19 protein-coding genes are annotated in these 19,886 nt (G+C 59.9%); 7 read left to right on the plus strand and 12 right to left on the minus strand.

Going from position 1 to position 19,886, the window contains the following annotated elements:
* Positions 1–71: 71 nt before the first annotated feature.
* Positions 72–641, minus strand: a complete 570-nt coding sequence (locus ACA049_RS26680) for a GNAT family N-acetyltransferase (RefSeq protein ID WP_497331088.1) — start codon at positions 639–641, stop codon at positions 72–74.
* 74 nt (positions 642–715) lie between these two features.
* On the opposite strand from ACA049_RS26680, the gene ACA049_RS26685 reads away from it, so the two are divergent.
* Together ACA049_RS26685 and ACA049_RS26690 are read left to right on the plus strand one after the other, a co-directional pair.
* Positions 716–1,636 (plus strand): histone deacetylase family protein, encoded by a 921-nt coding sequence (locus tag ACA049_RS26685; protein WP_497331090.1) that lies wholly within the window; start codon positions 716–718, stop codon positions 1,634–1,636.
* 282 nt (positions 1,637–1,918) lie between these two features.
* Positions 1,919–3,160 (plus strand): TIGR03862 family flavoprotein, encoded by a 1,242-nt coding sequence (locus tag ACA049_RS26690; protein ID WP_497331092.1) that lies wholly within the window; start codon positions 1,919–1,921, stop codon positions 3,158–3,160.
* A 124-nt stretch (positions 3,161–3,284) separates the two neighbouring features.
* On the opposite strand, the gene rhlE1 is transcribed toward ACA049_RS26690, so the two are convergent.
* Entirely contained in the window at positions 3,285–4,619 is a 1,335-nt protein-coding gene (gene rhlE1, locus ACA049_RS26695) for an RNA helicase RhlE1 (RefSeq protein WP_497331094.1), read from the minus strand.
* A gap of 65 nt (positions 4,620–4,684) precedes the next feature.
* Positions 4,685–5,608, minus strand: a complete 924-nt coding sequence (gene yedA / locus ACA049_RS26700) for a drug/metabolite exporter YedA (RefSeq protein ID WP_497336988.1) — start codon at positions 5,606–5,608, stop codon at positions 4,685–4,687.
* 157 nt (positions 5,609–5,765) lie between these two features.
* Here yedA and ACA049_RS26705 point away from each other — a divergent pair, with 157 nt between their 5' ends.
* Positions 5,766–6,218, plus strand: coding sequence for an Lrp/AsnC family transcriptional regulator (locus tag ACA049_RS26705; protein WP_497331096.1), 453 nt, complete (start codon positions 5,766–5,768; stop codon positions 6,216–6,218).
* A 267-nt stretch (positions 6,219–6,485) separates the two neighbouring features.
* Here the strand turns inward: ACA049_RS26705 and ACA049_RS26710 are convergent, their stop codons facing one another.
* Complete coding sequence (locus ACA049_RS26710; protein WP_497331098.1) at positions 6,486–7,001, minus strand: BRO-N domain-containing protein; 516 nt, start codon at positions 6,999–7,001, stop codon at positions 6,486–6,488.
* A gap of 467 nt (positions 7,002–7,468) precedes the next feature.
* Here ACA049_RS26710 and ACA049_RS26715 point away from each other — a divergent pair, with 467 nt between their 5' ends.
* On the plus strand, positions 7,469–8,473 hold the full coding sequence (locus ACA049_RS26715) for a hypothetical protein (protein ID WP_497331100.1): 1,005 nt from the start codon (positions 7,469–7,471) through the stop codon (positions 8,471–8,473).
* A gap of 130 nt (positions 8,474–8,603) precedes the next feature.
* Here ACA049_RS26715 and ACA049_RS26720 read toward each other — a convergent pair whose 3' ends face one another.
* From ACA049_RS26720 to ACA049_RS26730, 3 genes are all read right to left on the minus strand, one after another.
* Positions 8,604–9,215 carry a 3'-5' exonuclease gene (locus ACA049_RS26720; RefSeq protein WP_497331102.1) on the minus strand — a complete coding sequence of 204 codons (612 nt, stop codon included), beginning with the start codon at positions 9,213–9,215 and terminating at the stop codon, positions 8,604–8,606.
* Positions 9,216–9,237: 22 nt separating this feature from the next.
* On the minus strand, positions 9,238–9,717 hold the full coding sequence (locus tag ACA049_RS26725; protein WP_010467410.1) for a LabA-like NYN domain-containing protein: 480 nt from the start codon (positions 9,715–9,717) through the stop codon (positions 9,238–9,240).
* Between the two features lie 140 nt (positions 9,718–9,857).
* Positions 9,858–10,622, minus strand: coding sequence for a DUF2076 domain-containing protein (locus tag ACA049_RS26730; protein WP_497331104.1), 765 nt, complete (start codon positions 10,620–10,622; stop codon positions 9,858–9,860).
* A gap of 178 nt (positions 10,623–10,800) precedes the next feature.
* Between ACA049_RS26730 and ACA049_RS26735 the strand changes: the two genes are divergently transcribed.
* Together ACA049_RS26735 and ACA049_RS26740 are read left to right on the plus strand one after the other, a co-directional pair.
* Positions 10,801–11,475, plus strand: a complete 675-nt coding sequence (locus ACA049_RS26735; protein ID WP_497331106.1) for a YciC family protein — start codon at positions 10,801–10,803, stop codon at positions 11,473–11,475.
* A 67-nt stretch (positions 11,476–11,542) separates the two neighbouring features.
* Positions 11,543–12,622, plus strand: a complete 1,080-nt coding sequence (locus ACA049_RS26740) for an endonuclease/exonuclease/phosphatase family protein (protein ID WP_497331108.1) — start codon at positions 11,543–11,545, stop codon at positions 12,620–12,622.
* Between the two features lie 125 nt (positions 12,623–12,747).
* Here the strand turns inward: ACA049_RS26740 and ACA049_RS26745 are convergent, their stop codons facing one another.
* From ACA049_RS26745 to ACA049_RS26765, 5 genes are all read right to left on the minus strand, one after another.
* Positions 12,748–13,584 carry an ABC transporter ATP-binding protein gene (locus ACA049_RS26745; RefSeq protein ID WP_090179550.1) on the minus strand — a complete coding sequence of 279 codons (837 nt, stop codon included), beginning with the start codon at positions 13,582–13,584 and terminating at the stop codon, positions 12,748–12,750.
* On the minus strand, positions 13,572–14,375 hold the full coding sequence (locus ACA049_RS26750; protein WP_010467403.1) for an ABC transporter permease: 804 nt from the start codon (positions 14,373–14,375) through the stop codon (positions 13,572–13,574). Before ACA049_RS26750 ends, ACA049_RS26745 begins: the two co-directional genes overlap by 13 nt.
* A 9-nt stretch (positions 14,376–14,384) precedes the next feature.
* Entirely contained in the window at positions 14,385–15,371 is a 987-nt protein-coding gene (locus ACA049_RS26755; protein WP_497331110.1) for an ABC transporter substrate-binding protein, read from the minus strand.
* A 393-nt stretch (positions 15,372–15,764) separates the two neighbouring features.
* Positions 15,765–17,135 carry an aspartate aminotransferase family protein gene (locus tag ACA049_RS26760; RefSeq protein ID WP_497331112.1) on the minus strand — a complete coding sequence of 457 codons (1,371 nt, stop codon included), beginning with the start codon at positions 17,133–17,135 and terminating at the stop codon, positions 15,765–15,767.
* 21 nt (positions 17,136–17,156) lie between these two features.
* Complete coding sequence (locus ACA049_RS26765; protein ID WP_497336990.1) at positions 17,157–18,647, minus strand: aldehyde dehydrogenase; 1,491 nt, start codon at positions 18,645–18,647, stop codon at positions 17,157–17,159.
* Between the two features lie 225 nt (positions 18,648–18,872).
* On the opposite strand from ACA049_RS26765, the gene ACA049_RS26770 reads away from it, so the two are divergent.
* Entirely contained in the window at positions 18,873–19,787 is a 915-nt protein-coding gene (locus ACA049_RS26770; protein ID WP_497336992.1) for a LysR substrate-binding domain-containing protein, read from the plus strand.
* Positions 19,788–19,886 lie beyond the last annotated feature (99 nt).

A 19,886-nucleotide genomic window follows, 5' to 3' on the forward strand; every position in this document is an offset into this window, starting at 1 on the left:
CTTGGCTGCGGCGGTCGATTCAGTTTATGGCCCGGGCCAACATGGGAGCCATTGTAAACGTCCGTGCCTGCTTATCCATGCAAGGTTTGCAGCCATTGTTCACGGGAGATGCGGTACAGCACATGGTGACGCAGAGGATGATCGGTCGCGAGCTTGGGGTGTTCAAAATCATCGGCTGAATCATGGTGCATGCCGATGGCCTGCATGACTTTTTCCGAAGGCAGGTTGTCTTTGGCGGTAAACGACACGACTTCCTGTAGCGCCAACCGATCAAAGCCGCAGCGCAGAGCGGTCCACGCCGCTTCACTGGCATAACCCAGGCCCCAATGTTCGCGCGCCAGACGCCAGCCGATTTCGGTCGCCGGGGTGAACGGCGCGTCGAAACCGACCACACCGAGGCCGGTGAAGCCGATAAATGCCCCGGTGTCCTTGCGCTCCAGCGCCCAGAGGCCGAAGCCATGCTCGGCAAAATGCCCGCGAATCCGTCCGATCAGTGACGCACTGTCCAGGCGACTCAACGGCGCCGGAAAATAACGCATGACCTGGGGATCGGCGCACATCGCCGCAAACTCCGGCAAATCCTCATCGCACCACTGCCGCAACAACAATCGCGCGCTCTCGAGTTCCAGTATCGGCTCCATCGTGTCCTCCCCTTTCCATGCCGCAAGTCTACAACGCTGGTAGGATCCTTCACTCATTCCTACCTGAATTCGTTATGCCGCTGCCGCTGATCTACCACGAAGACTACAGCCCCGAATTCCCGGCGGATCACCGCTTCCCCATGGACAAGTTTCGCCTGCTGCGCGATCACCTGGTGGACAGTGGCCTGACCCGGGACGCCGACCTGCTGCGCCCGGAACTCTGCCCCCCGGAGATTCTTGCCCTCGCCCATGACGCTGCCTATATCGAACGCTACATGAGCGGCGAGTTGTCCCGCGAAGACCAGCGGCGTCTTGGCCTGCCCTGGAGCGAAGCACTGGCCCGGCGCACGGTGCGGGCGGTCGGCGGTTCGTTGCTGGCGGCGGAACAGGCGCTGGAACACGGGCTGGCCTGTCATCTGGCCGGTGGCACGCATCATGCGCATTACGACTATCCGGCGGGTTTCTGCATCTTCAATGACCTGGCGGTGATCAGCCATTTCCTGCTGGAAAGTGGTCGTGTGAATCGGGTGCTGATCTTCGATTGCGACGTGCACCAGGGCGACGGGACTGCACGGATTCTGCACAACACCCCGGACGCGATAACCGTTTCCCTGCACTGCGAAAAGAATTTTCCTGCACGCAAGGCCGAAAGCGACTGGGACATCCCGTTGCCCAAAGGCATGGGCGATGCCGATTACCTGAAGGTGGTGGACGACGCGCTGAATTATTTGTTGCCGCTCTACCAACCGGACCTGGTGTTGTACGACGCCGGCGTCGATGTGCATAAGGACGACGCGCTCGGTTACCTGAAGCTGACAGACGAAGGCGTGGCCGCACGCGATGAAAGCGTGATGCGCCATTGCCTGGGGCGGGATATTCCGGTGGTCGGGGTGATTGGCGGCGGCTACAGCAAGGACCGCAAGGCCCTGGCGCGCCGCCACGGCATCCTGCATCACAGCGCGCAACGGGTCTGGACGTCATCAGGTTGTCATTGAGGTATGAATCTTTACCCACAATGCCTGTGGAACTGCCTGTGGATAACCTGAGTGAAAGGGCCTGCAGGCCATGCTGGTTATAGCCTGCAAAAGGGCGGTTATTTTTTGATCAACCATCTGAAAACACCGCTGATCAAATGTGGGAGCGGGCTTGCTCGCGAAAGCGGTGTATCTGTCGACATCAATATTGAATGTTCAATCGCTTTCGCAAGCAAGCCCGCTCTCACAGATAACTGTGCTGATAGAATGCCCGGCTTATTCCGCCACACCGCAGCGCTCATCATGACTCAGCCCTCGACCTCCTCCCCTTCACACGTCGCCATCATCGGCGGCGGCCCCGCCGGCCTGATGGCGGCCGAAGTGTTGAGCCAGGCAGGAATCAAAGTCGACTTGTACGACGGCATGCCATCTGTAGGGCGGAAATTTCTGCTGGCCGGTGTCGGCGGCATGAACATCACCCATTCCGAGGCCTACCCGGCGTTTCTCTCGCGCTACGCCGAACGCGCACCGCAGATTGCGCCGCTGCTTCGCTCATTCGGCGCGGATGCGTTGTGCCAATGGATTCATGACCTGGGCATTGAAACCTTTGTCGGCAGCTCCGGCCGGGTGTTTCCAACCGACATGAAAGCCGCGCCCCTGTTGCGCGCCTGGCTCAAACGCCTGCGAGAGGCCGGTGTCGTTATCCACACCCGCCACCGCTGGCTCGGTTGGGATGACAACGGTGGATTGCGCATCGACAGCCCCGAGGGCGAAACAACCATCAAGCCCGACGCCACCTTGCTGGCCCTTGGTGGTGGCAGTTGGTCACGCCTCGGTTCGGACGGCGCGTGGATGTTGCCACTGGAACAGCGCGGCGTAGGATTGATGCCGCTGCAACCCAGCAATTGCGGCTTCGAGGTGCAGGCCTGGAGCGACTTGATGGTCAGCAAATTCGCCGGCGCACCGCTGAAAAACATCGCCATCGGCCTCAATGACGACGTGCCGCGCTTGGGCGAATGTGTGATCACCGCGACCGGGATTGAAGGCAGTTTGATCTACGCCCTCTCGGCACCGATCCGCGAAGCCATCAATCAACACGGCTCGGCGACCATTCATCTCGACCTGTTGCCGGGCCGGCCTGTGGATAAAGTTCAGGCGGCGTTGAGCAAACCGCGCGGTTCGCGCTCCATGTCCAAACACCTGCACAGCCAGCTCGGGATTGATGGGGTGAAAGCGGCGCTGTTACGCGAACTCACGCCGAACGAAAGCTTTGCTGATCCGGCGCTACTGGCCAAGGCGATCAAGGCATTGCCCCTGACGCTGGTGAAAACCCGCCCACTGGACGAAGCCATCAGCAGCGCCGGTGGCGTGATGTTCGAGTCGATGGATGAACGATTGATGCTCAAGCAATTGCCAGGCGTGTTTTGCGCGGGAGAGATGCTCGATTGGGAAGCGCCGACGGGTGGCTATCTGCTGACCGCGTGTTTCGCCAGTGGGCGTGCGGCGGGGTTGGGGATGGTGGAGTGGCTCAACCGCAAAGCTTGAAGACCGAGGTGCGCCCTTCGCGAGCAAGCCCGCTCCCACATTGACCGCATCCTTTCTGGAAGAACTCGGTCACCTGTGGGAGCGGGCTTGCTCGCGAAGGCGGCTTATCAGGCGCCGCAGTAGATCAAGGCTTCTTCTTACGCGGCCCGGTGTTGAACACCGGCACTTTGCGCACTGGCTTGATCGAAGGCTCCGGCGCCGAAGCATCACCACTCTCCACCCATTTGCCCAGGTTGCGTTTACCGCCACCGGACGTCTTTGGCTTCTTCGGTTTTTTCGGCTTCTTCACCACCTGACCGCTGGCATCGGTATCCGGTACCCGGTGCTCAGGTTCGAAATCATGTTCCATCTGCCGCGGCAATGTCTGACGGGTCAACGTCTCGATGGCCGACAGCAGATTCACTTCATCGGCACAGACCAGCGAAATAGCCTGCCCGGTCGCGCCCGCACGGCCGGTACGACCGATGCGGTGGATGTAGTCCTCAGCCACGATCGGCAGGTCGAAGTTGACCACCAGCGGCAGATCTTCGATGTCCAGACCTCGGGCCGCAACGTCGGTGGCCACCAGAATCTGCACTTCACTGGCCTTGAACCGGTCCAGCGCACGCTGGCGGGTTGCCTGCGGTTTGTCGCCGTGGATGCCGTCGGCGTTGATGCCCAGGCCCTGGAGTTTTTCCACCAGCGCGTCCACGCCATTGCGGGTCTTGGCGAACACCAGCACCTGCTTCCACTTGCCCTTGCGCATCAAGTGAACGAACAGCTCCGGCTTGCGCTTCTTGTCCACCGTCACCACCCACTGTTTAACAGTGTTGGCAGCGACGTTGCGCGGGCTGACTTCGATGCTCAGCGGATCGTTGAGCATTTGTCCGGCCAGGGTGCGGATCGCATCGGAGAAGGTCGCGGAGAACAACAGCGTCTGACGTTTCTTCGGCAGCGCCTTGTAAATGTTCCCCAGCTCCTCGGAAAAGCCCAGGTCGAGCATGCGATCGGCTTCGTCCAGCACCAGGGTTTGCAGCTGGTTGAACTTGAGAGCGTTCTGACGGAACAGGTCGAGCAGACGGCCCGGCGTCGCCACCAACAGGTCGACACCTTTGCGCAGCTTCATCATTTGCGGGTTGATGCTGACGCCGCCATACACCGCGTAAGTGCTCAACGGCAGGTTCTCGGCGTACTGACGCACGGCTTCGTGAACCTGTTCGGCCAGTTCGCGGGTCGGCACCAGGATCAGTGCGCGCACCGAGTTGGCGGTGACTTTCGGCCCTTCCATGGCCAGCAATTGCAGCAGCGGCAGCGCGAAACCGGCGGTCTTGCCGGTGCCGGTCTGGGCGGCGGCCATCAGGTCGCGACCGGCCAGCACCGCCGGAATGGCTTGCGCCTGAACCGGCGTCGGGGTCTGGTAGCCGAGCGTCTCGAGAGAGCGCAGCAAGGGTTCGATCAGGCCAAGGGTGGCGAAAGTCATGGGATTACCGTAGGAAAATTCAGCGCAGTTGTGCAAAACGAGTGTGCAATGGCGCGCAGTTTACCCTAATTCACACGGGATTCTGTCGGCACCGCTACAGCGGGCTGAACAGGCGCCCGCCGCCATTGCGGCAATCCGATCAACACCACGGCACTGATGATCACCATCATCGCCAGCCCTTCCTCGATGCCGATGGTCTCGCCGACAAACACGATCCCCAGCAACACCGCGACCGCCGGGTTGACGTAGGCATAACTGGTCGCTGCCGCCGGACGCACGTTTTTCAACAGGTACATGTAGGCGTTGAAAGCGATGATCGAACCGAAGAAGGTCAAATAGGCCAGGGCTGCCCAGCCTTCAATCGGCGGCATGGCTTGCAGTTGCTCACCGCTCAGCGCACTGCCGATCAGAAGCACCACGCCGCCGACCAGCATTTCCACGGCACTGGCCATGGCACCTTGGGGCAGCGGCAAGTGTTTGCTCCACACCGAACCAAAGGCCCAGGAAGCCGCCGCGAACACCAGCAATAGCGCACCCAACGGGCTCGATTGCAGGTTCGAACCGAGGTTGAGCATGGCGATACCGATCAGCCCGAGCACAATCCCGGCCCATTCGAGACGGGTATTACGCGCGCCCCAGAAATAGCCGCAGAGCAAGGTAAACAGCGGCACCGTCGCCACCGCCAATGCCGCGACGCCGGAAGCCACCCCCATGTGCTCGGCCACGCTGACCCCGCCATTACCGCAAGCGAGCAGCAAAATCCCGATGATCCCGGCGGCTTTCCACTGCGCCCAGGTCGGTGCCGGGGCCCCGCGCCAGCGCAGGAAGGCGTACATCAGCGTCCCGGCGATCACGAAGCGGATACCGGCGAGCAGCAATGGCGGCCAATACTCCACGCCGATGCGGATCACCAGGTAGGTCGAGCCCCAAATCACGTACAGGGCGAAGAAAGCGGCGATCAACGGTAACGGGAAACGGCGCATGGGCAGCTCGACGGCAGGACAATGTGAACAGCTATTCTAGAAAGGCCAACGGCGAAAAATAAGTTACAAAACCTGTTTATAGCGCCGGTACACTTTTCAAAACACGGAGATCGGCGCTATAAACCGTGTTTTCGAAAGTCAGTCATTTTTCAGGAAGACGACCATGGATAAATACGACCGCATGCTCCTCAGCGCCCTGCTGGAAAACGGTCGTGCGTCCTACGCCGACCTGGCGCGCAAGGTCAACCTGTCCGCCCCGGCTGTCGCCGAACGCGTGGCCAAACTCGAAGCCTGCGGGGTGATTACCGGTTACCAGGCAAAAGTCGACATGGCCAAGCTGGGGTTGCCGATCCAGTGCGTGATCGAACTGCGCCTGAACCAGCACGGCAACCAGAAGGCCTACGACGACCTGATCAAAATCCCACAACTGACGGAGTGCCACCGGGTGACGGGCGACCCGTGCGTGATCATGCAAGCGGCGGTGGGTTCGATGCCGGAGTTGGAGGAGTTGATCAACCGGATTGCCAAGTTCGGGTTCAGCAAGACCTCAATCGTGCTGTCGAGCGCCATCGAAAAGCGCGTGCCGTTGGGGCAGCTGGAAGCCAACGGCAAATAACCCCCCTGTAGGAGCTGTCGAGTGAAACGAGGCTGCGATCTTTTGATCTTAAAAAATCAAGATCAAAAGATCGCAGCCTCGTTTCACTCGACAGCTCCTACAGGGGATTTGCGATGTTTTCAGAATCCGCGATGGCGCTTGAGGCCAGATGCGCCGTCAGGTTGGCCGCCATTTCAGCATCGGCCATGTTCCCGTGGGCCTTCAATAGCCCGTTCCCACAGGTGTATCTCATTCCGGTGGGAGCGGGCTTGCCCGCGAAGCGATCTGTCAGGCGCCGCTGTAACTGGCAGGCAACAAACCCGGCATATCCCGTAGACGCACCCAAGGTTCCTTGCGCCAATGCAGCAGTCGCAGCGTTCCGCCCGCCCATTCCATCGCCCGCATATGCGGCGCTTGATTCGAAATGGACCCGACTTCCTCCCGCAACATCGGCACCACGTCGTGGGTCAGCCAACGTCGTAAATGGCGGTTTTCCGGGCAGTAGTGATACACCAACATCGCGTATACGCCCGACTCACTCAGCATCAAGGTCTCTTCGAGGTCATCATTTCCGGACAGACACATCAGTTGTTTCTGATCCGCATCCAGCTTGAGCACTTGCCTTTCATTTATGTCCACACCCATCAATCGACCGATATCGCGGGCACAGAACCAGGGCTCTGCGTGCAGTAACAGTGCTCGCAGCTGGATGTGATGACGGATGAATGTTTTGGGGATGAAGTGCCCCTCGTGCGTGGCGGGTTGCGCAGAGTCTTCGGGGGGATTGGGGGTAACTTTGATCATGGCGAATCTCCTGAGAATGTCGGAGCTGCCAGCATCACTTGCAGATGATGGGTGGCAGCTATGTACGGGTCTGCAAGACCGAGTAGGAGACCACCCCGGCAGACCCGAAGGTCTCCCGCACACAGCTACCATAAATCGATGGTCGCTCATTAAAGCGACGCGATTATAGGTGCGCCGGTGGTCTCATAACAAACTGTCGGCGGGCTTGCAGACCCGGTCGCTGAATTGGCAGCGACAGTCAAAAGGTTATCGATGCCACAGATGAGGGGCAAGACAGACATTCCCTATTATTCGGTAGGACCGATCATCAAACCGGAGTCGCCGTTAAACACATCAACTCACTGGGCAAACGCGAAGCCTCCGCTGCACGATGGACGCCAGGAAAAGCAACAGATACTGTCGTTTGAGTGACGGCCAGGCGCCCTCCCCCGAAAACAAAAAGCAATTTGAATGAGAGGATCTCTGAGATGACATGGAAAGGAACCCTTCGCTCGATGCAAGCGTCAGCTAGACGGGCTGAACGTAATTCGAAGCGTCGTCAACGCGAGCTTCAAGTGCAGGAAAAAGAATACGCAAAGATGGAAGCTCGTGAGCAAGCAGCCTACGAAGTTGAAGTCTATGAAAATCACATCGAACTGCTGTTATCGATGCATAAGGATTCTGGAGAGGAAATCGATTGGAACGAGTTTGTGCAACGACCTGCACCACTCAAACCCGTCGCGCTGAACACCTTGGAAAACCAGGCCAGAAAAAACGAAACAAGCTACAAGCCTGGCTTCATCGCTCGCTCGTTGAAGCTGGAGACCAGAAAGCGCCGTAAGTTGGCAGAGGCGGTTCAAACCGCAGTGATCAAAGACAAACAGCAGCTGGACCAAGAGTTATCAGAGTGGGAATCAAAAAATAACGACTGGAAAGAAGAGTTCGAGTTAGCTCAAGGAATACTGAATGGTAACGGCCAGTCCAAAATTGAAGCCATCAAGCGGATAGACCCTTTTACCGATATTTCACATCTCGGCACCGCGATAGTCATCTCAATCGCTGGCGACGGCATTCTTGAGTGCACGCTCGCGGTTCACGGCGAAAAAGTAATCCCTCAAGAAATAAAATCACTACTACAGAGCGGCAAGCTTTCCGTAAAAAAAATGCCGACCAGCAAATTCAATGAATTGCTGCAGGACTACGTGTGCAGCTGCGTTTTGCGGGTAGGGCAGGAGTTGCTGAGCATTCTGCCCGACGATATTGTCATCGTTACAGCCATCGATACGTTGCTTAACTCTGCGACCGGCCATATGGAAGAACAGCCAATCCTGAGCGTAGCGATCTCGCGTCAGACGCTATTCAGACTGAACATGCAGAGCATCGATCCATCAGATTCGATGAAGAATTTCGTGCATACGATGAATTTCAAGAAGACAACAGGTTTCATGCCCGTGAGCAGGGTCAGTAGCCGAGATTTCGCGAAACCTGCGTAATCAAAGAACCACAGCAGAACCAATGTGGGAGCGGGCTTGCTCGCGAAGGCGGGGTATCAGTCGACATCATTGTTGATTGACACACCGCCTTCGCGAGCAAGCCCGCTCCCACAGGGGATTTGCGGTGCTTTCAGAACCCGCGATGCCGCTTGAGATGCTCATTGATCTTCGCCGCCGGCACTTTCTGCAAGCTCACCAGCAGATCATGCGACAACTCGCGCAACCCATGCTTCTGCTGCAGTTCCTGAAGCAGATGCCCCGTCAGGTTGGCCGCCATCTCGGCATCGGCCATGGCCCGGTGAGCCTTGCCGGTGTTGGGCAGGCTGGCGAAAGTCGTGAGGGTGCCGAGTTTGTGGTTCGGCGCGGCGGGCATCAGGCGGCGGGCGAGGAGTAGCGAGCAGGCGAAGTTCTGCAAGCGGGTGCGTTTGATCCGCCCCAACTCAAAATCCCAGAACTTCTGGTCGAACGCGGCGTTGTGCGCCAGCAACGGCGTGATGCCGACGAATTCGTTGACCTCGTTCATCACCTGCTCGGCCGAGGGCGCGGTGCGCAGCATGGCGTTGCTGATGCCGGTGAGTTGTTCGATGAAGGCTGGCACGCGCACGCCGGCATTCATCAGGCTCTGGTAACGCTCGACGATACGCCCCTGTTCAAGGATCACCACGGCAATTTCCGTGGCCCGGCAGCTGCTGCTCGGGGAGATCCCGGTGGTTTCAAAGTCGATGACTGCTATGCGTTCCAAACCTGTTTCAACTCCGTAAAAATCAATTCTTGAGCAGCAACGCGCCTTCGATCGGCACGTAGCGACTGGCGGCGCGGATCAGCGAGTTGGCGGTCAGGCCCGGCACGCCGTAGGCCACGGCCTGCACGCCGTGCTTGGTAATGATGCGCTCCAGCAGCATGTCGAAATCACCGTCGCCGGAGGCCAGCACCACTTCGTCGACGTGATCGGCGGCATCCATAATGTCGAGGGTGATGCCCACGTCCCAGTCGCCCTTGGCCGAGCCATCGCTGCGCTGGATGTAGGGCTTGAGCTTTACGATGAAACCGAGGTTGCGCAGGATCTGCTGGAATTGCTGCTGCTTGCTGTCGCCGCGATCGATCGCGTAGGCATAGGCTTCGACGATCTCGCCCTGTTTGCTGATATCAGCCCACAGCGCGGCGTAGTTGAAATGGCAACCATAGGCCTGACGCACGGTGTAATAGAGGTTCTGGACATCGGCGAACACTGCGATTTTTTTCACCGTGCATCCTCGTTGGCGCAGTCGCGCGCAGGCTGGGTCAGGCACCAGGCCCGAAAAGTGGCCCAGTATGCCAGCCTGAAGGATTGTTCCGCGAATAATCGGCTATGTGGCGAGGGAGCAAGGCCCTCGCCACCGGTGAATCAGACGAAGGAATCGTCGTCGCCGCCAAAGAACGACGAGCTGTCATCGCTGTAGTCGGCGTCGGTGAAGCCGCCCTGATCGCCGCCGTTGTTGTCCGCCACGCGCTGGTCGTCGCCCCAGCCGTTGCCGCCGTCGCTCTGATCGTTGACCTGAGCCGGCTCTTCCTTGATGACTTCCACCACTTCCGGCTGCTGATTGTGCTGGAACAGGCTGCTGATGCCTTGCGCCAGCATCACGCCACCGGCCACACCGGCGGCGGTTTTCAGTGCGCCGCCAAGGAAACCACTGCCAATCCCTGGGGCTTGCTGCTGCGGTGCGTAATTCTGCTGAGGCGGTGCAGCACCAAAGTTCTGTTGCTGTGGCGGCTGCGAGTTGAACGACGGCCGCCCCGGCTCACGCCATCCGCCATTGGACGACGGCGCGCTTTGCGTCGGTGCGGGCTGCGGATCACGGGAACCGCCACCAAAAATGCTCGACAGGAAACCACCGCTGGCGGGCGCCGCCGTCTGAGCCTTGGCCGATTGCAGTTCGGCCTGCAATTGCTGGACTTGCTGAGCGAGTTGCTTGTTCTGTGCGTCGAGGCTTTTGAGGGCGGCCTCTTGAACCAGAATCGCCTGGGTCATGAAATAACCTGCCGCGGGTTGGCGAGTCAGGTGTTCCTTGATCCGCGCCTCGGCCTGGGCGTCGCGCGGGGCTGAGTCCGTTTCGGCCTGTTGCAGCCGGGAAAACAGTCCATCGATCAGGGTTTGTTCTTCGCTGTTCATGGCGACCTCGTAGATTGCCGGAGAAATCGGTGACCTTTACCAAAGAGGATAAGGTGCCCGACCTTAATGGAGGCTGAAACAAGTTGTTTCAATGACCTTTACCGAACGTTTACGTTTGCTTGCGACAGCGCATCATCGGTTAAAGTGGGCCACTGCTTTCAACCTGCGATACCGACTGATGAATTCGTTCGATGTGCTGCGTGACTCTCTGTATTTCTTCAAGCGCAATCTGGGCCAGATTGTGCGGCTGTGCCTGCCGCTGGTGATCTTCGAAGCGTTTCTGCAACAAGTGGTTGATCGGTCCACCGAGCCGGACAGCTTTCCCGGTATCAGCGTGATGGTCGGCTTGCTGGTCTATCCGCTGTACACCGCCGCACTGATCCTGTTTCTCGATGCCCGCAGCCGTGGAGAATCGCCGAGCAACCGTGAGCTGCTGTCGAGGTCGGCCTACCTGTGGCCGCGCTTCGCCCTGCTCACCGCCCTCAATACCTTGCTGATCCTGATCGGCCTGTCGCTGTACTTCCTGCCGGGCATCTGGCTGATGGTGACTCTGGCGTTTGGCGAGTACCTGCTGGTGCTGCGCGGCCTGGCGCCGTTGGCGGCGATGAAGGAAAGCCTGCGCCTGACCCGCGGTCATTTCCTGCGCATTCTGGTGTGCATCCTGTGCGTGATGGGCCCGTTGTGGGTACTCAAGGGCGCAACCCTCGCGATTTACCCAGAGCCGCAGAACCCGGTGATTTCGCTGCTGATCGACAGTGCGCACAGCTTCCTGCAACTGTTCACCAGCGTGGTGTTGTTCCGCTTGTTCATGCTGATTGCCGATGCACCCGAGAAAATTGATCGACCGCTCTGACCCATGGGCTTAAGCCCGACGCTCGGTTATGCTCGGGCTCATCTTTTGTAACGCTATAAGCCGAGCCATGACCCGTCTACTGCGCTACACCCTGCTGAGCCTGCTGATCGCGGCAGGCCTGATTGCCTTGCTGATCTACAGCCTGACCTGGCGTCCCGAAGCCAAGGAAGCATTACCGGTCAGCTGCAGCACTCAGGCGCCCACGCTGGTACCCGGCCAGGCGCTGAAAGTCATGACCTGGAACGTCCAGTACCTGGCGGGTAAACGCTACGTGTTCTGGAATGACCTGGCCGAAGGCGACGACGAAAATCCCACTGCCGAAGACATGGCCTTCAGCCTCGATGAAGTGGCGCGGGTGATTCGCGACGAGCAACCGGACATCGTGCTGTTGCAGGAACTGGATGACAACGCCAAGGCCAGCGATTACCAGAACCAGTTCAAGTTGCTCCAGGAACGGGTCGCCGACCTTTATCCGTGCAGCGCTCACGCCTTCGACTGGAAAGCCGATTTCGTGCCGCTGCCGCACATCTTCGGCAGCGTCGGCCGGCAACTCGCCACCCTCAGCCGCTTTCAGATCGAACACGCCGAACGCCTGCAATTGCCGGTCGCGTCGGCGAACATCATCAGCCGTCAGTTCAAACCGAAAAACGCCTTGCTGGCGACTTACCTGCCGTTGAGCGACGGAGGGCAGATTGCGGTACTCAATACCCATCTGGATCGCGTCATCCAGCCTGATGAAACACTGCAAGCCCAGGTGACCGCCGTGGCCAAGGTGCTCGACAAGCTTGAAAGCCGCGGCACGCCCTGGTTGATCGGGGGCGACTTCAACCTGTTGCCGCTGGGCCAGTATCGACGTCTGCCCGACGAACAACGCACGCCCTACTCCGCCGACAGCGCGCTGCATGTGCTGTGGGACAAATACCCGATGATCCCGACCAACAACGAAGCAAGCGGTGTCGATCGGGCGCGGTGGCTGACCCACTACCCGAACGATCCAGGCCTGAACGGCCCGGACCGGACGGTGGATTACATGTTCTACAGCCCTCGAATCAAACGGGTCGAGGCGATGGTGAGGCAGGACGATACCTTGCGGATCTCCGATCATTTGCCGGTGATTGCGCGGTTTCTCCTGCCGGCAGCCCCCTAACTCCGGTTAAACGCAAAACCTGTGGGAGCGGGCTTGCTCGCGAAGGCGGTGGATCAGTCGACATCAATGTTGAATGACAAATCGCTTTCGCGAGCAAGCCCGCTCCCACAGGGATTTGTGCAAGGTCAATGCACCTCCTCCAAGTCGTCATGCAACAGCCCGAAAATCCTGCGCTTCATGTCGATAAACGAGCGTTCCATGACCATGTCCAGCGTTCGTGGACGCTCGATCGGCACGTCCAGAATCTGCTTGATCCGCCCAGGCCGCGCACCCATCACATAAACCCGATCCCCCAGCAGAATCGCCTCGTCGATATCGTGGGTCACGAACAACACAGTCTTTTTGCTGTTGCCCCAGACCCGCAGCAACAGCTGCTGCATTTGCAGGCGCGTCTGGCTGTCGAGCGCGCCGAAGGGTTCGTCCATCAGCAGGATCTGCGGGTCGTTGGCCAACGCCCGAGCGATGGCGACGCGCTGCATCATGCCGCCGGACAACTGCTTGGCGTAGTTGTCGGCGAAGCCGGTCAGGCCCACTTCATTGACGTAATAGTCGACGATCTCCTTGCGCTGAGCCGCCGCCATGCCGCGCCGCTTGAGGCCGAACTCGACGTTCTGCCGCACGGTCAGCCACGGGAACAGCGTATAGCTCTGGAACACCATGCCGCGATCTGCGCCGGGCCCTTGCACTTGTTGGCCACCGACGTAGATTTCGCCTTCCGTGGGCTCGTTCAGGCCGGCCGTGAGGTACAGCAAACTCGATTTGCCGCAGCCCGACGGCCCGACCAGCACGGCGAATTGTTGATCCGGCACTTCGAACGACACCTGCTCCAGCGCGGTGAACATGCCGCCGTCAGGTTTCTGATAGCGCAGGCTGACCTTGTCCACTTGCAGCCGTGGCGCGGCCTGCACCGGGGCGGCCGTGGGTGTGACGAAACGCGGGTTGACGGCGCTTACTGAGCCCATGCGGCAATCCTCAGACGGAGAAATCGGAACAGTTGATCGGTGACCAGGCCCAGCAGGCCGATGATCGCGATGGCCAGGAAAATCACATCCACTTGAAAACCGCGCATGGCTTTCAGGCTCAGGTAACCCAGGCCACTGGACGCGGCGACCAGCTCGGCGACCACCAGATAGGTCCACGCCCAGCCCATGGTCACGCGCAAGGTATCGAGCACACCCGGCAACGATGCCGGCGCGATCACATGCAGCACCGCATCGCGGCGAGTCGAGCCCAAGGTGTAGGACGCGTTGATCAGGTCTTTGGAGATGCCTTTGGACACGTCCGCGATCATCACCAACTGCTGGAAAAACACGCCGAAGATAATCACCGACACCCGCTGCTCCAGACCGATGCCAATCCACAAGATGAACAGCGGCACGAACGAGGTGACCGGCAGGTAGCGGATGAAATTCACCATCGGCTCAAGGAAGGCCTGGACGATGCGGAAACTGCCCATCAACAACCCCAGCGGCACCGCCACCAGGGACGAGACAATGAAACCGACCATCACCACTTCAAGACTGGCCCATACATGAAGGCCGAGGGTGCCGTCGCGGCTCAGGCGTACGGCGGCTTCGGCCACCGCGCCCGGTGTCGGCAGGAACATGCCCGGCACCACACCACCATAAGACAACCCGGCCCACAGGCCGATCAACAACACCCAGGCCAGGCCGCTCGCGCTCCAGATCACCTGCACCGGCAGGCCAGTCTTGGGCGTGATGCAGCGGCTCAGCCATGAATTGCGCTTGAACATGCGGACCTCCTACAGCGGGCTGACGAAGCGGTTGTCGATCAGGTCGTCATTGCTGACGTTGTAGGGTTTGCCCTGCAATTCGCTGGCGGTTTCGTTGGCCAGTTTGATCAGCGGTTCGCTGTCGCCCGGCTTGCCGGGGGAGCCGAGGAGTTTTTCGCTCATGGCCTGATCGTAGAAGCGCACGCCTTGCGCGGCGGCGGCCAGTTCCTTCGGATCGGCGAGGTAACCGCCGACGCCTTTGGCCATGATTTTGTAGGCCTCTTGCGGATGGTCCTTGGTGTATTGCACGGCTTTGTAGAGACCGGCGACCAAAGCCTTGACGTCTTCCGGTTGCTTCTCGATGACGGTGCAGTTGAGCGCGACCACATCGACAATCACCCCCGGTGTGCTACTGCTGTCGATCAGCACCTTGCCTTGTTGTTTGCTACGGACCATCGACAGGTGCGGCTCCCACGTTACGGCCGCCGGCACGCGACCGGCGATGAACGCAGTGGCGGCATCGTCAGCCGTCATGTTCTGCACGGTGATGTCGCTCATGCTCATGCCGTGTTTTTTCAGCAAGTACGACAGCCAGAACTGCGAGGTCGAGCCTTCGTTTACCGCCACGGCTTTGCCTTTCAGCTCTTGCAGACTCTTGATGTCCTTGCCCACGAGCACGCCGTCGCCACCATGGCTGTCATCCAGCGCCGCTACGGCTTTGAAACAGAATTGCGGACGGTACTTGAGCACTTCGTCGATGGTCGACGCCGAGCCCGACAACTCGCCCGAGGCCTGGGCGGCCATGTACATCGAGGCTTCTTCGACGACGGGCAACTCGACGGTCAAACCGCCTTCCTTGAAGTAGCCCAGGTCCTGAGCAAGATAGAGGGTGCCGTAGCCGACCCACGTGGTGTGGCCGATGGACAGGGTGCCGGCCTGGGCGCTGGTGGCGACCGTGGCGGCGATGGCGGTGACCGCCAGTGGATGAGCGACGCGGTTAAGCAAGGACTTGATCATGGAGCACTCCCAAAGCTGTTGATTTAGTTTTGTCATGGGCAGTACGGCCAGCGGCCTTGGGTGAGCTGCCACCTGCGGTCTCTGGTGGACGTTTTGGTGGGCAGCATTCGGCTGACTGGCGAAGTCGATGTTGGACCAGGGGCGGGAATAGGAAAATCAGGAAATATGTCGTTGGGAGTGATGAAAAAACTGGGTAGCGTGCGCCGTAAAAGGGCGGGGTTCGCGGGGGTGCACGGGGTGGGTGCAAAACATGAAATGGGTGTTGAATCGGCCATCGCATTCGCGGGCAAGCCTCGCTCCTACAGGGTTTATGCCGGCCTCGGAATCGGGCACGACACATAACCTGTAGGAGCGAGGCTTGCCCGCGAAGAGGACTGCAAGAGCGCTACAAGTTCAAAGTCGGCCGTATTCCTGCGCCGTACGATCAATAGCTTTCAGGGTCTTGCCAACCAACTCATCCACCTCCTCCCGACTGGCAATCAACGCTGGCGCCATAATCATCCGCCCCAGCGTCGAACGAATAATCACCCCTTCCTCAAAGCCAATCGTGCGGCAGCGCCAGGCGATGTCGTTCTCATTGGCAAAGCGCTTGCGGCTGCTCTTGTCCTCCGCCAATTGCAGCGCCGCCACCATGCCGACACCCTGGATATCCCCCACCAACGGGTGATTGCCGAACACCTCGCGCAGGCACTGTTGCAGGTACGGACCGATGTCATCCTTGACCCGCGCCACCACCCCTTCATCGCGCAACGCCTTGAGGTTGGCGATGGCCACTGCCGCCGCCACCGGGTGCCCGGAATAGGTCAGGCCGTGGGCAAACACCCCGCCCTGCTCCACCAGCACCTGAGCCATTTTCTTCGACAGGATCAGCCCGCCCATGGGGATGTAACCCGAGGTCAAACCCTTGGCGATCGACAGCGTGTCCGGCTCGAAACCGAAGTGCTCGTGGGCGAACCATTCGCCGGTACGACCGAAGCCGCCAATCACTTCGTCGGCGCACAACAGCACGTCGTACTTGCGGCAGATCCGCTGAATCTCCGGCCAGTAACTTTCAGGCGGGAAGATCATCCCGCCCGCGCCCTGGAACGGTTCGGCGATAAACCCGGCGACCTTGTCCGCGCCTAGTTCGAGAATCTTCGCTTCCAGTTGCTGCGCCGCCCGCAGGCCAAATTCTGCCGGGGTCAGGTTGCCCTCGTGGGCGAAAAAGTACGGCTCGTCGATGTGCTCGATGTCCGGCAGCATGCCGCCCATTTCGTGCATGAACTTCATGCCGCCCAGCGCCGTCGCCGCCAGGGTCGAACCGTGGTAACCGTTCCAGCGGCCGATCATGATTTTCTTCTCGGGCTTGCCGAGGATCGTCCAGTAACGCCGCACAGTGCGGATCAGCACCTCATTGGCTTCAGAGCCGGAGTTGGTGTAGATCGCGTGGCTGTAGTGCCCCGGCAACAGGCTGAACAGCAGCTCCGAAAGCTCGATCACCTGCGGGTGAGTGGTGTGGAAAAACATGTTGTAGTACGGCAACTGCTCGAGCTGCCGGGTGGCCGCAGCCGCCAGGTCCTTGCGCCCGTAGCCGAGGTTGGTGCACCACAACCCGGACATGCCGTCGAGGTAACGCCGACCATCGTTGTCCCACAGGTGCAGGCGCTCGCCGCGGACCATCACTCGCGGCCCTTCGTCGTTGAGCGCTTTTTGATCGACGAATGCGTGGATGTGATGCGCAGCGTCGGCGGCCTGGTAGTCGCGGGTTTCACGTGGTGTGGTCATCGCCAGTTCTCCGTTTTGTTATTAGCGCAGCTGAAACCAGGTGGTCTTCAACTGGGTGTATTTATCGAATGAGTGCAGCGACAGGTCGCGGCCGAAACCGGATTGTTTGCCGCCACCGAATGGCACGGTCACGTCCAGTGCATCGACGCTGTTGACCGATACCGTGCCCGCTCGCAATTGCCGCGCCACACGGTGGGCGCGGTTGAGGTCGTCGGTCCACAGCGAGGCCGCCAGACCGTAGACGCTGTCGTTGGCCAGCTGCAAGGCGTGGGCCTCGTCATCGAAAGCGGTGACCGCCAGCACCGGGCCGAACACTTCGTCGCGAAACAGCGGCATGTCCGGCGTAACGCCAGTGAAAATCGTCGGCTGAATGAAGTTGTCGGAGCCGTTGAAAATCGACTGCCGGCCACCGCACACCTTGGTCGCGCCGAGGCGTTCGGCCTGCTGGATGAACTTCATGATGCGCGCGGTCTGGCGGCTGTCGACGATCGCCCCGGCGCGGCTCGACGGGTCCAGCGGATCTCCCGGCAACCAGCGCTCGGCCTGCACCTTGAGGCGCTCGACGAACTCATCATGAATCGAACGCTGCACCAGCAACCGCGAGTTCGCCGAGCAGACTTCACCCTGATTGAAGAAGATCCCGAACGCGGCTTTCTCGGCAGCGAGGTCCAGGTCCTGGCAATCGGCGAACACCAGATTGGCGCTCTTGCCACCGCACTCCAGCCACACCTGTTTCAGGTTCGATTGCGCCGAATACTGCATGAAATATTTGCCGACTTCGGTGGAGCCGGTGAACACCAGGCAATCGATGTCCGGGTGCAAACCGAGGGCCTTGCCGGTCTGCTCGCCGAGGCCCGGCAGCACGTTCAGCACGCCGGGTGGCAGACCGGCTTCCAGCGCCAGCTCGGCCAGACGTAATGCGGAAAACGGTGATTGTTCGGCGGGTTTGAGAATCACCGAATTGCCCGCCGCCAACGCGGGTGCGAGTTTCCATGCGGCCATGTCCAGCGGAAAATTCCACGGCACCACGGCGGCGACTACACCCAGCGCTTCGCGGGTGATGGTCGCCAGCACGTTTTGCGCACTCGGGGCGATCTGGTCGTAGAGTTTATCGAGGCTTTCGGCGTACCAGCGAAACACCCCGGCGGCGCCCGGCACGTCGATGTTGTAGGCGTCCATCACCGGTTTGCCCATGTTCAGCGAGTCGAGCAGCGCCAGCTCTTCGCGGTGGGTCATGATCAGCTCCGCCAGGCGCAGCAACACGTGCTTGCGCTCACTCGGTGAACGCGCCGACCAGGTGCCGGCCTCGAACACTCGCCGCGCATTGCGTACCGCCGCGTCCACCTCTTCATCACCGCAAGCGGTGACGTTAGCCAAGCGCTGGCCAGTGGCGGGGTTGATCGCCGCGAAGGTTTGCCCCGACTGCGCCGAACGGGGTTTGCCGTCGATCACCGCCAGATCGGGAAACCGCAGTGCAGCGGCTTTGTTTTGCCAATATGCAAGCTCGAACACGTTCAGATGCTCCATGGGCTTTTCTTGTGTTTGGATGGTGGCCCAGGCCCGAGTCCAGTAAAAATAGTAAAAATGTCTTCGCAGACCATGAAAAAACTGGGCAGCCAATCTCCCCGGTTGCGTGGGATGTGGTTATTGTTCAAACACAACAACACCGTCGTCAGAACGGATGCAGTCGGCGCAAAAATTGCCTGGATGTCGAGTCCATCCACCCCGAGGTTTGCCGTGGCTGCCTACAACCTGCGTCAATTGAAATACTTCATCACCACCGTCGAATGCGGCAGCGTCGCCGAGGCTTCGCGCAAGCTGTACATCGCCCAACCGGCGATCTCCACGGCGATCAAAGGCCTGGAAGACAGCTTCGGCGTGCAATTGCTGATACGCCATCACGCCCAGGGTGTGTCCCTGACGCCGAGCGGCGCGCGCTTCTATCGCAAGGCCCAGGAACTGCTGCGCATGGCCAAGGAGTTCGAACAGAACGCCCTGGCCGACAACGACGTGGTGGCCGGGCAAATCGACATTGGCTGCTTCGAAACGGTCGCGCCGCTGTACCTGCCGCAGTTGATTGCCGGGTTCTCGGCGCTGTACCCAGGGGTGAAAATCCGCATCCGCGACGGCGAGCAGCAAGAGCTGGTGCAAGGCCTGACCTCGGGCACGTTTGACCTGGCGATCCTCTATGAACACGAACTCGACGCCACCATTCAGACCGAACCGCTGATGCCGGCGCAACGGCCTTATGCGTTGCTGCCGGCGGACCATCGCTTCGCCCAGCTCAAGCAAGTGTCGCTGCGGGATTTGTGCCTGGAGCCGATGATTCTGCTGGACGTGCAACCGAGCCGGACCTACTTCGTCAGCCTGTTTGAAGAACTGAACCTGTCACCGAACATTGCCTTCAGCTCACCGTCGATCGAGATGGTCCGGGGCATGGTCGGGCAAGGGTTCGGCTTCTCGATCCTGGTGACGCGCCCGCATTCGGAATGCACTTACGACGGCAAGAAAGTGGTGTGCGTGGATATTGTTGAGGAGGTCACTGGCTCTGGGTTGGTGGCGGCGTGGTTGAAGCGTGGGCAGTTGACCAAGCCGGCGCAGTTGTTTGCTGATTATTGTCGGGAGCAGTTGACGGCTAAAGCCGCCTCTTGAACGATCAAAAGATCGCAGCCTCGTTTCACTCGACAGCTCCTACATTGGAATGCGATCCCTTGTAGGAGCTGTCGAGTGCAACGAGGCTGCGATCTTTTG

The organism is Pseudomonas sp. LBUM1662, from assembly GCF_059695915.1.

Excerpts from the sequence above, each read along its gene's own strand:
- ACA049_RS26680 (WP_497331088.1), bottom strand. The coding sequence starts at position 641 with ATGGAGCCGATACTGGAACTCGAGAGCGCGCGATTGTTGTTGCGGCAG.
- ACA049_RS26685 (WP_497331090.1), top strand. The coding sequence starts at position 716 with ATGCCGCTGCCGCTGATCTACCACGAAGACTACAGCCCCGAATTCCCG.
- ACA049_RS26690 (WP_497331092.1), top strand. The coding sequence starts at position 1,919 with ATGACTCAGCCCTCGACCTCCTCCCCTTCACACGTCGCCATCATCGGC.
- rhlE1 (WP_497331094.1), bottom strand. The coding sequence starts at position 4,619 with ATGACTTTCGCCACCCTTGGCCTGATCGAACCCTTGCTGCGCTCTCTC.
- ACA049_RS26705 (WP_497331096.1), top strand. The coding sequence starts at position 5,766 with ATGGATAAATACGACCGCATGCTCCTCAGCGCCCTGCTGGAAAACGGT.
- ACA049_RS26710 (WP_497331098.1), bottom strand. The coding sequence starts at position 7,001 with ATGATCAAAGTTACCCCCAATCCCCCCGAAGACTCTGCGCAACCCGCC.
- ACA049_RS26715 (WP_497331100.1), top strand. The coding sequence starts at position 7,469 with ATGACATGGAAAGGAACCCTTCGCTCGATGCAAGCGTCAGCTAGACGG.
- ACA049_RS26730 (WP_497331104.1), bottom strand. The coding sequence starts at position 10,622 with ATGAACAGCGAAGAACAAACCCTGATCGATGGACTGTTTTCCCGGCTG.
- ACA049_RS26735 (WP_497331106.1), top strand. The coding sequence starts at position 10,801 with ATGAATTCGTTCGATGTGCTGCGTGACTCTCTGTATTTCTTCAAGCGC.
- ACA049_RS26740 (WP_497331108.1), top strand. The coding sequence starts at position 11,543 with ATGACCCGTCTACTGCGCTACACCCTGCTGAGCCTGCTGATCGCGGCA.
- ACA049_RS26745 (WP_090179550.1), bottom strand. The coding sequence starts at position 13,584 with ATGGGCTCAGTAAGCGCCGTCAACCCGCGTTTCGTCACACCCACGGCC.
- ACA049_RS26750 (WP_010467403.1), bottom strand. The coding sequence starts at position 14,375 with ATGTTCAAGCGCAATTCATGGCTGAGCCGCTGCATCACGCCCAAGACT.
- ACA049_RS26755 (WP_497331110.1), bottom strand. The coding sequence starts at position 15,371 with ATGATCAAGTCCTTGCTTAACCGCGTCGCTCATCCACTGGCGGTCACC.
- ACA049_RS26760 (WP_497331112.1), bottom strand. The coding sequence starts at position 17,135 with ATGACCACACCACGTGAAACCCGCGACTACCAGGCCGCCGACGCTGCG.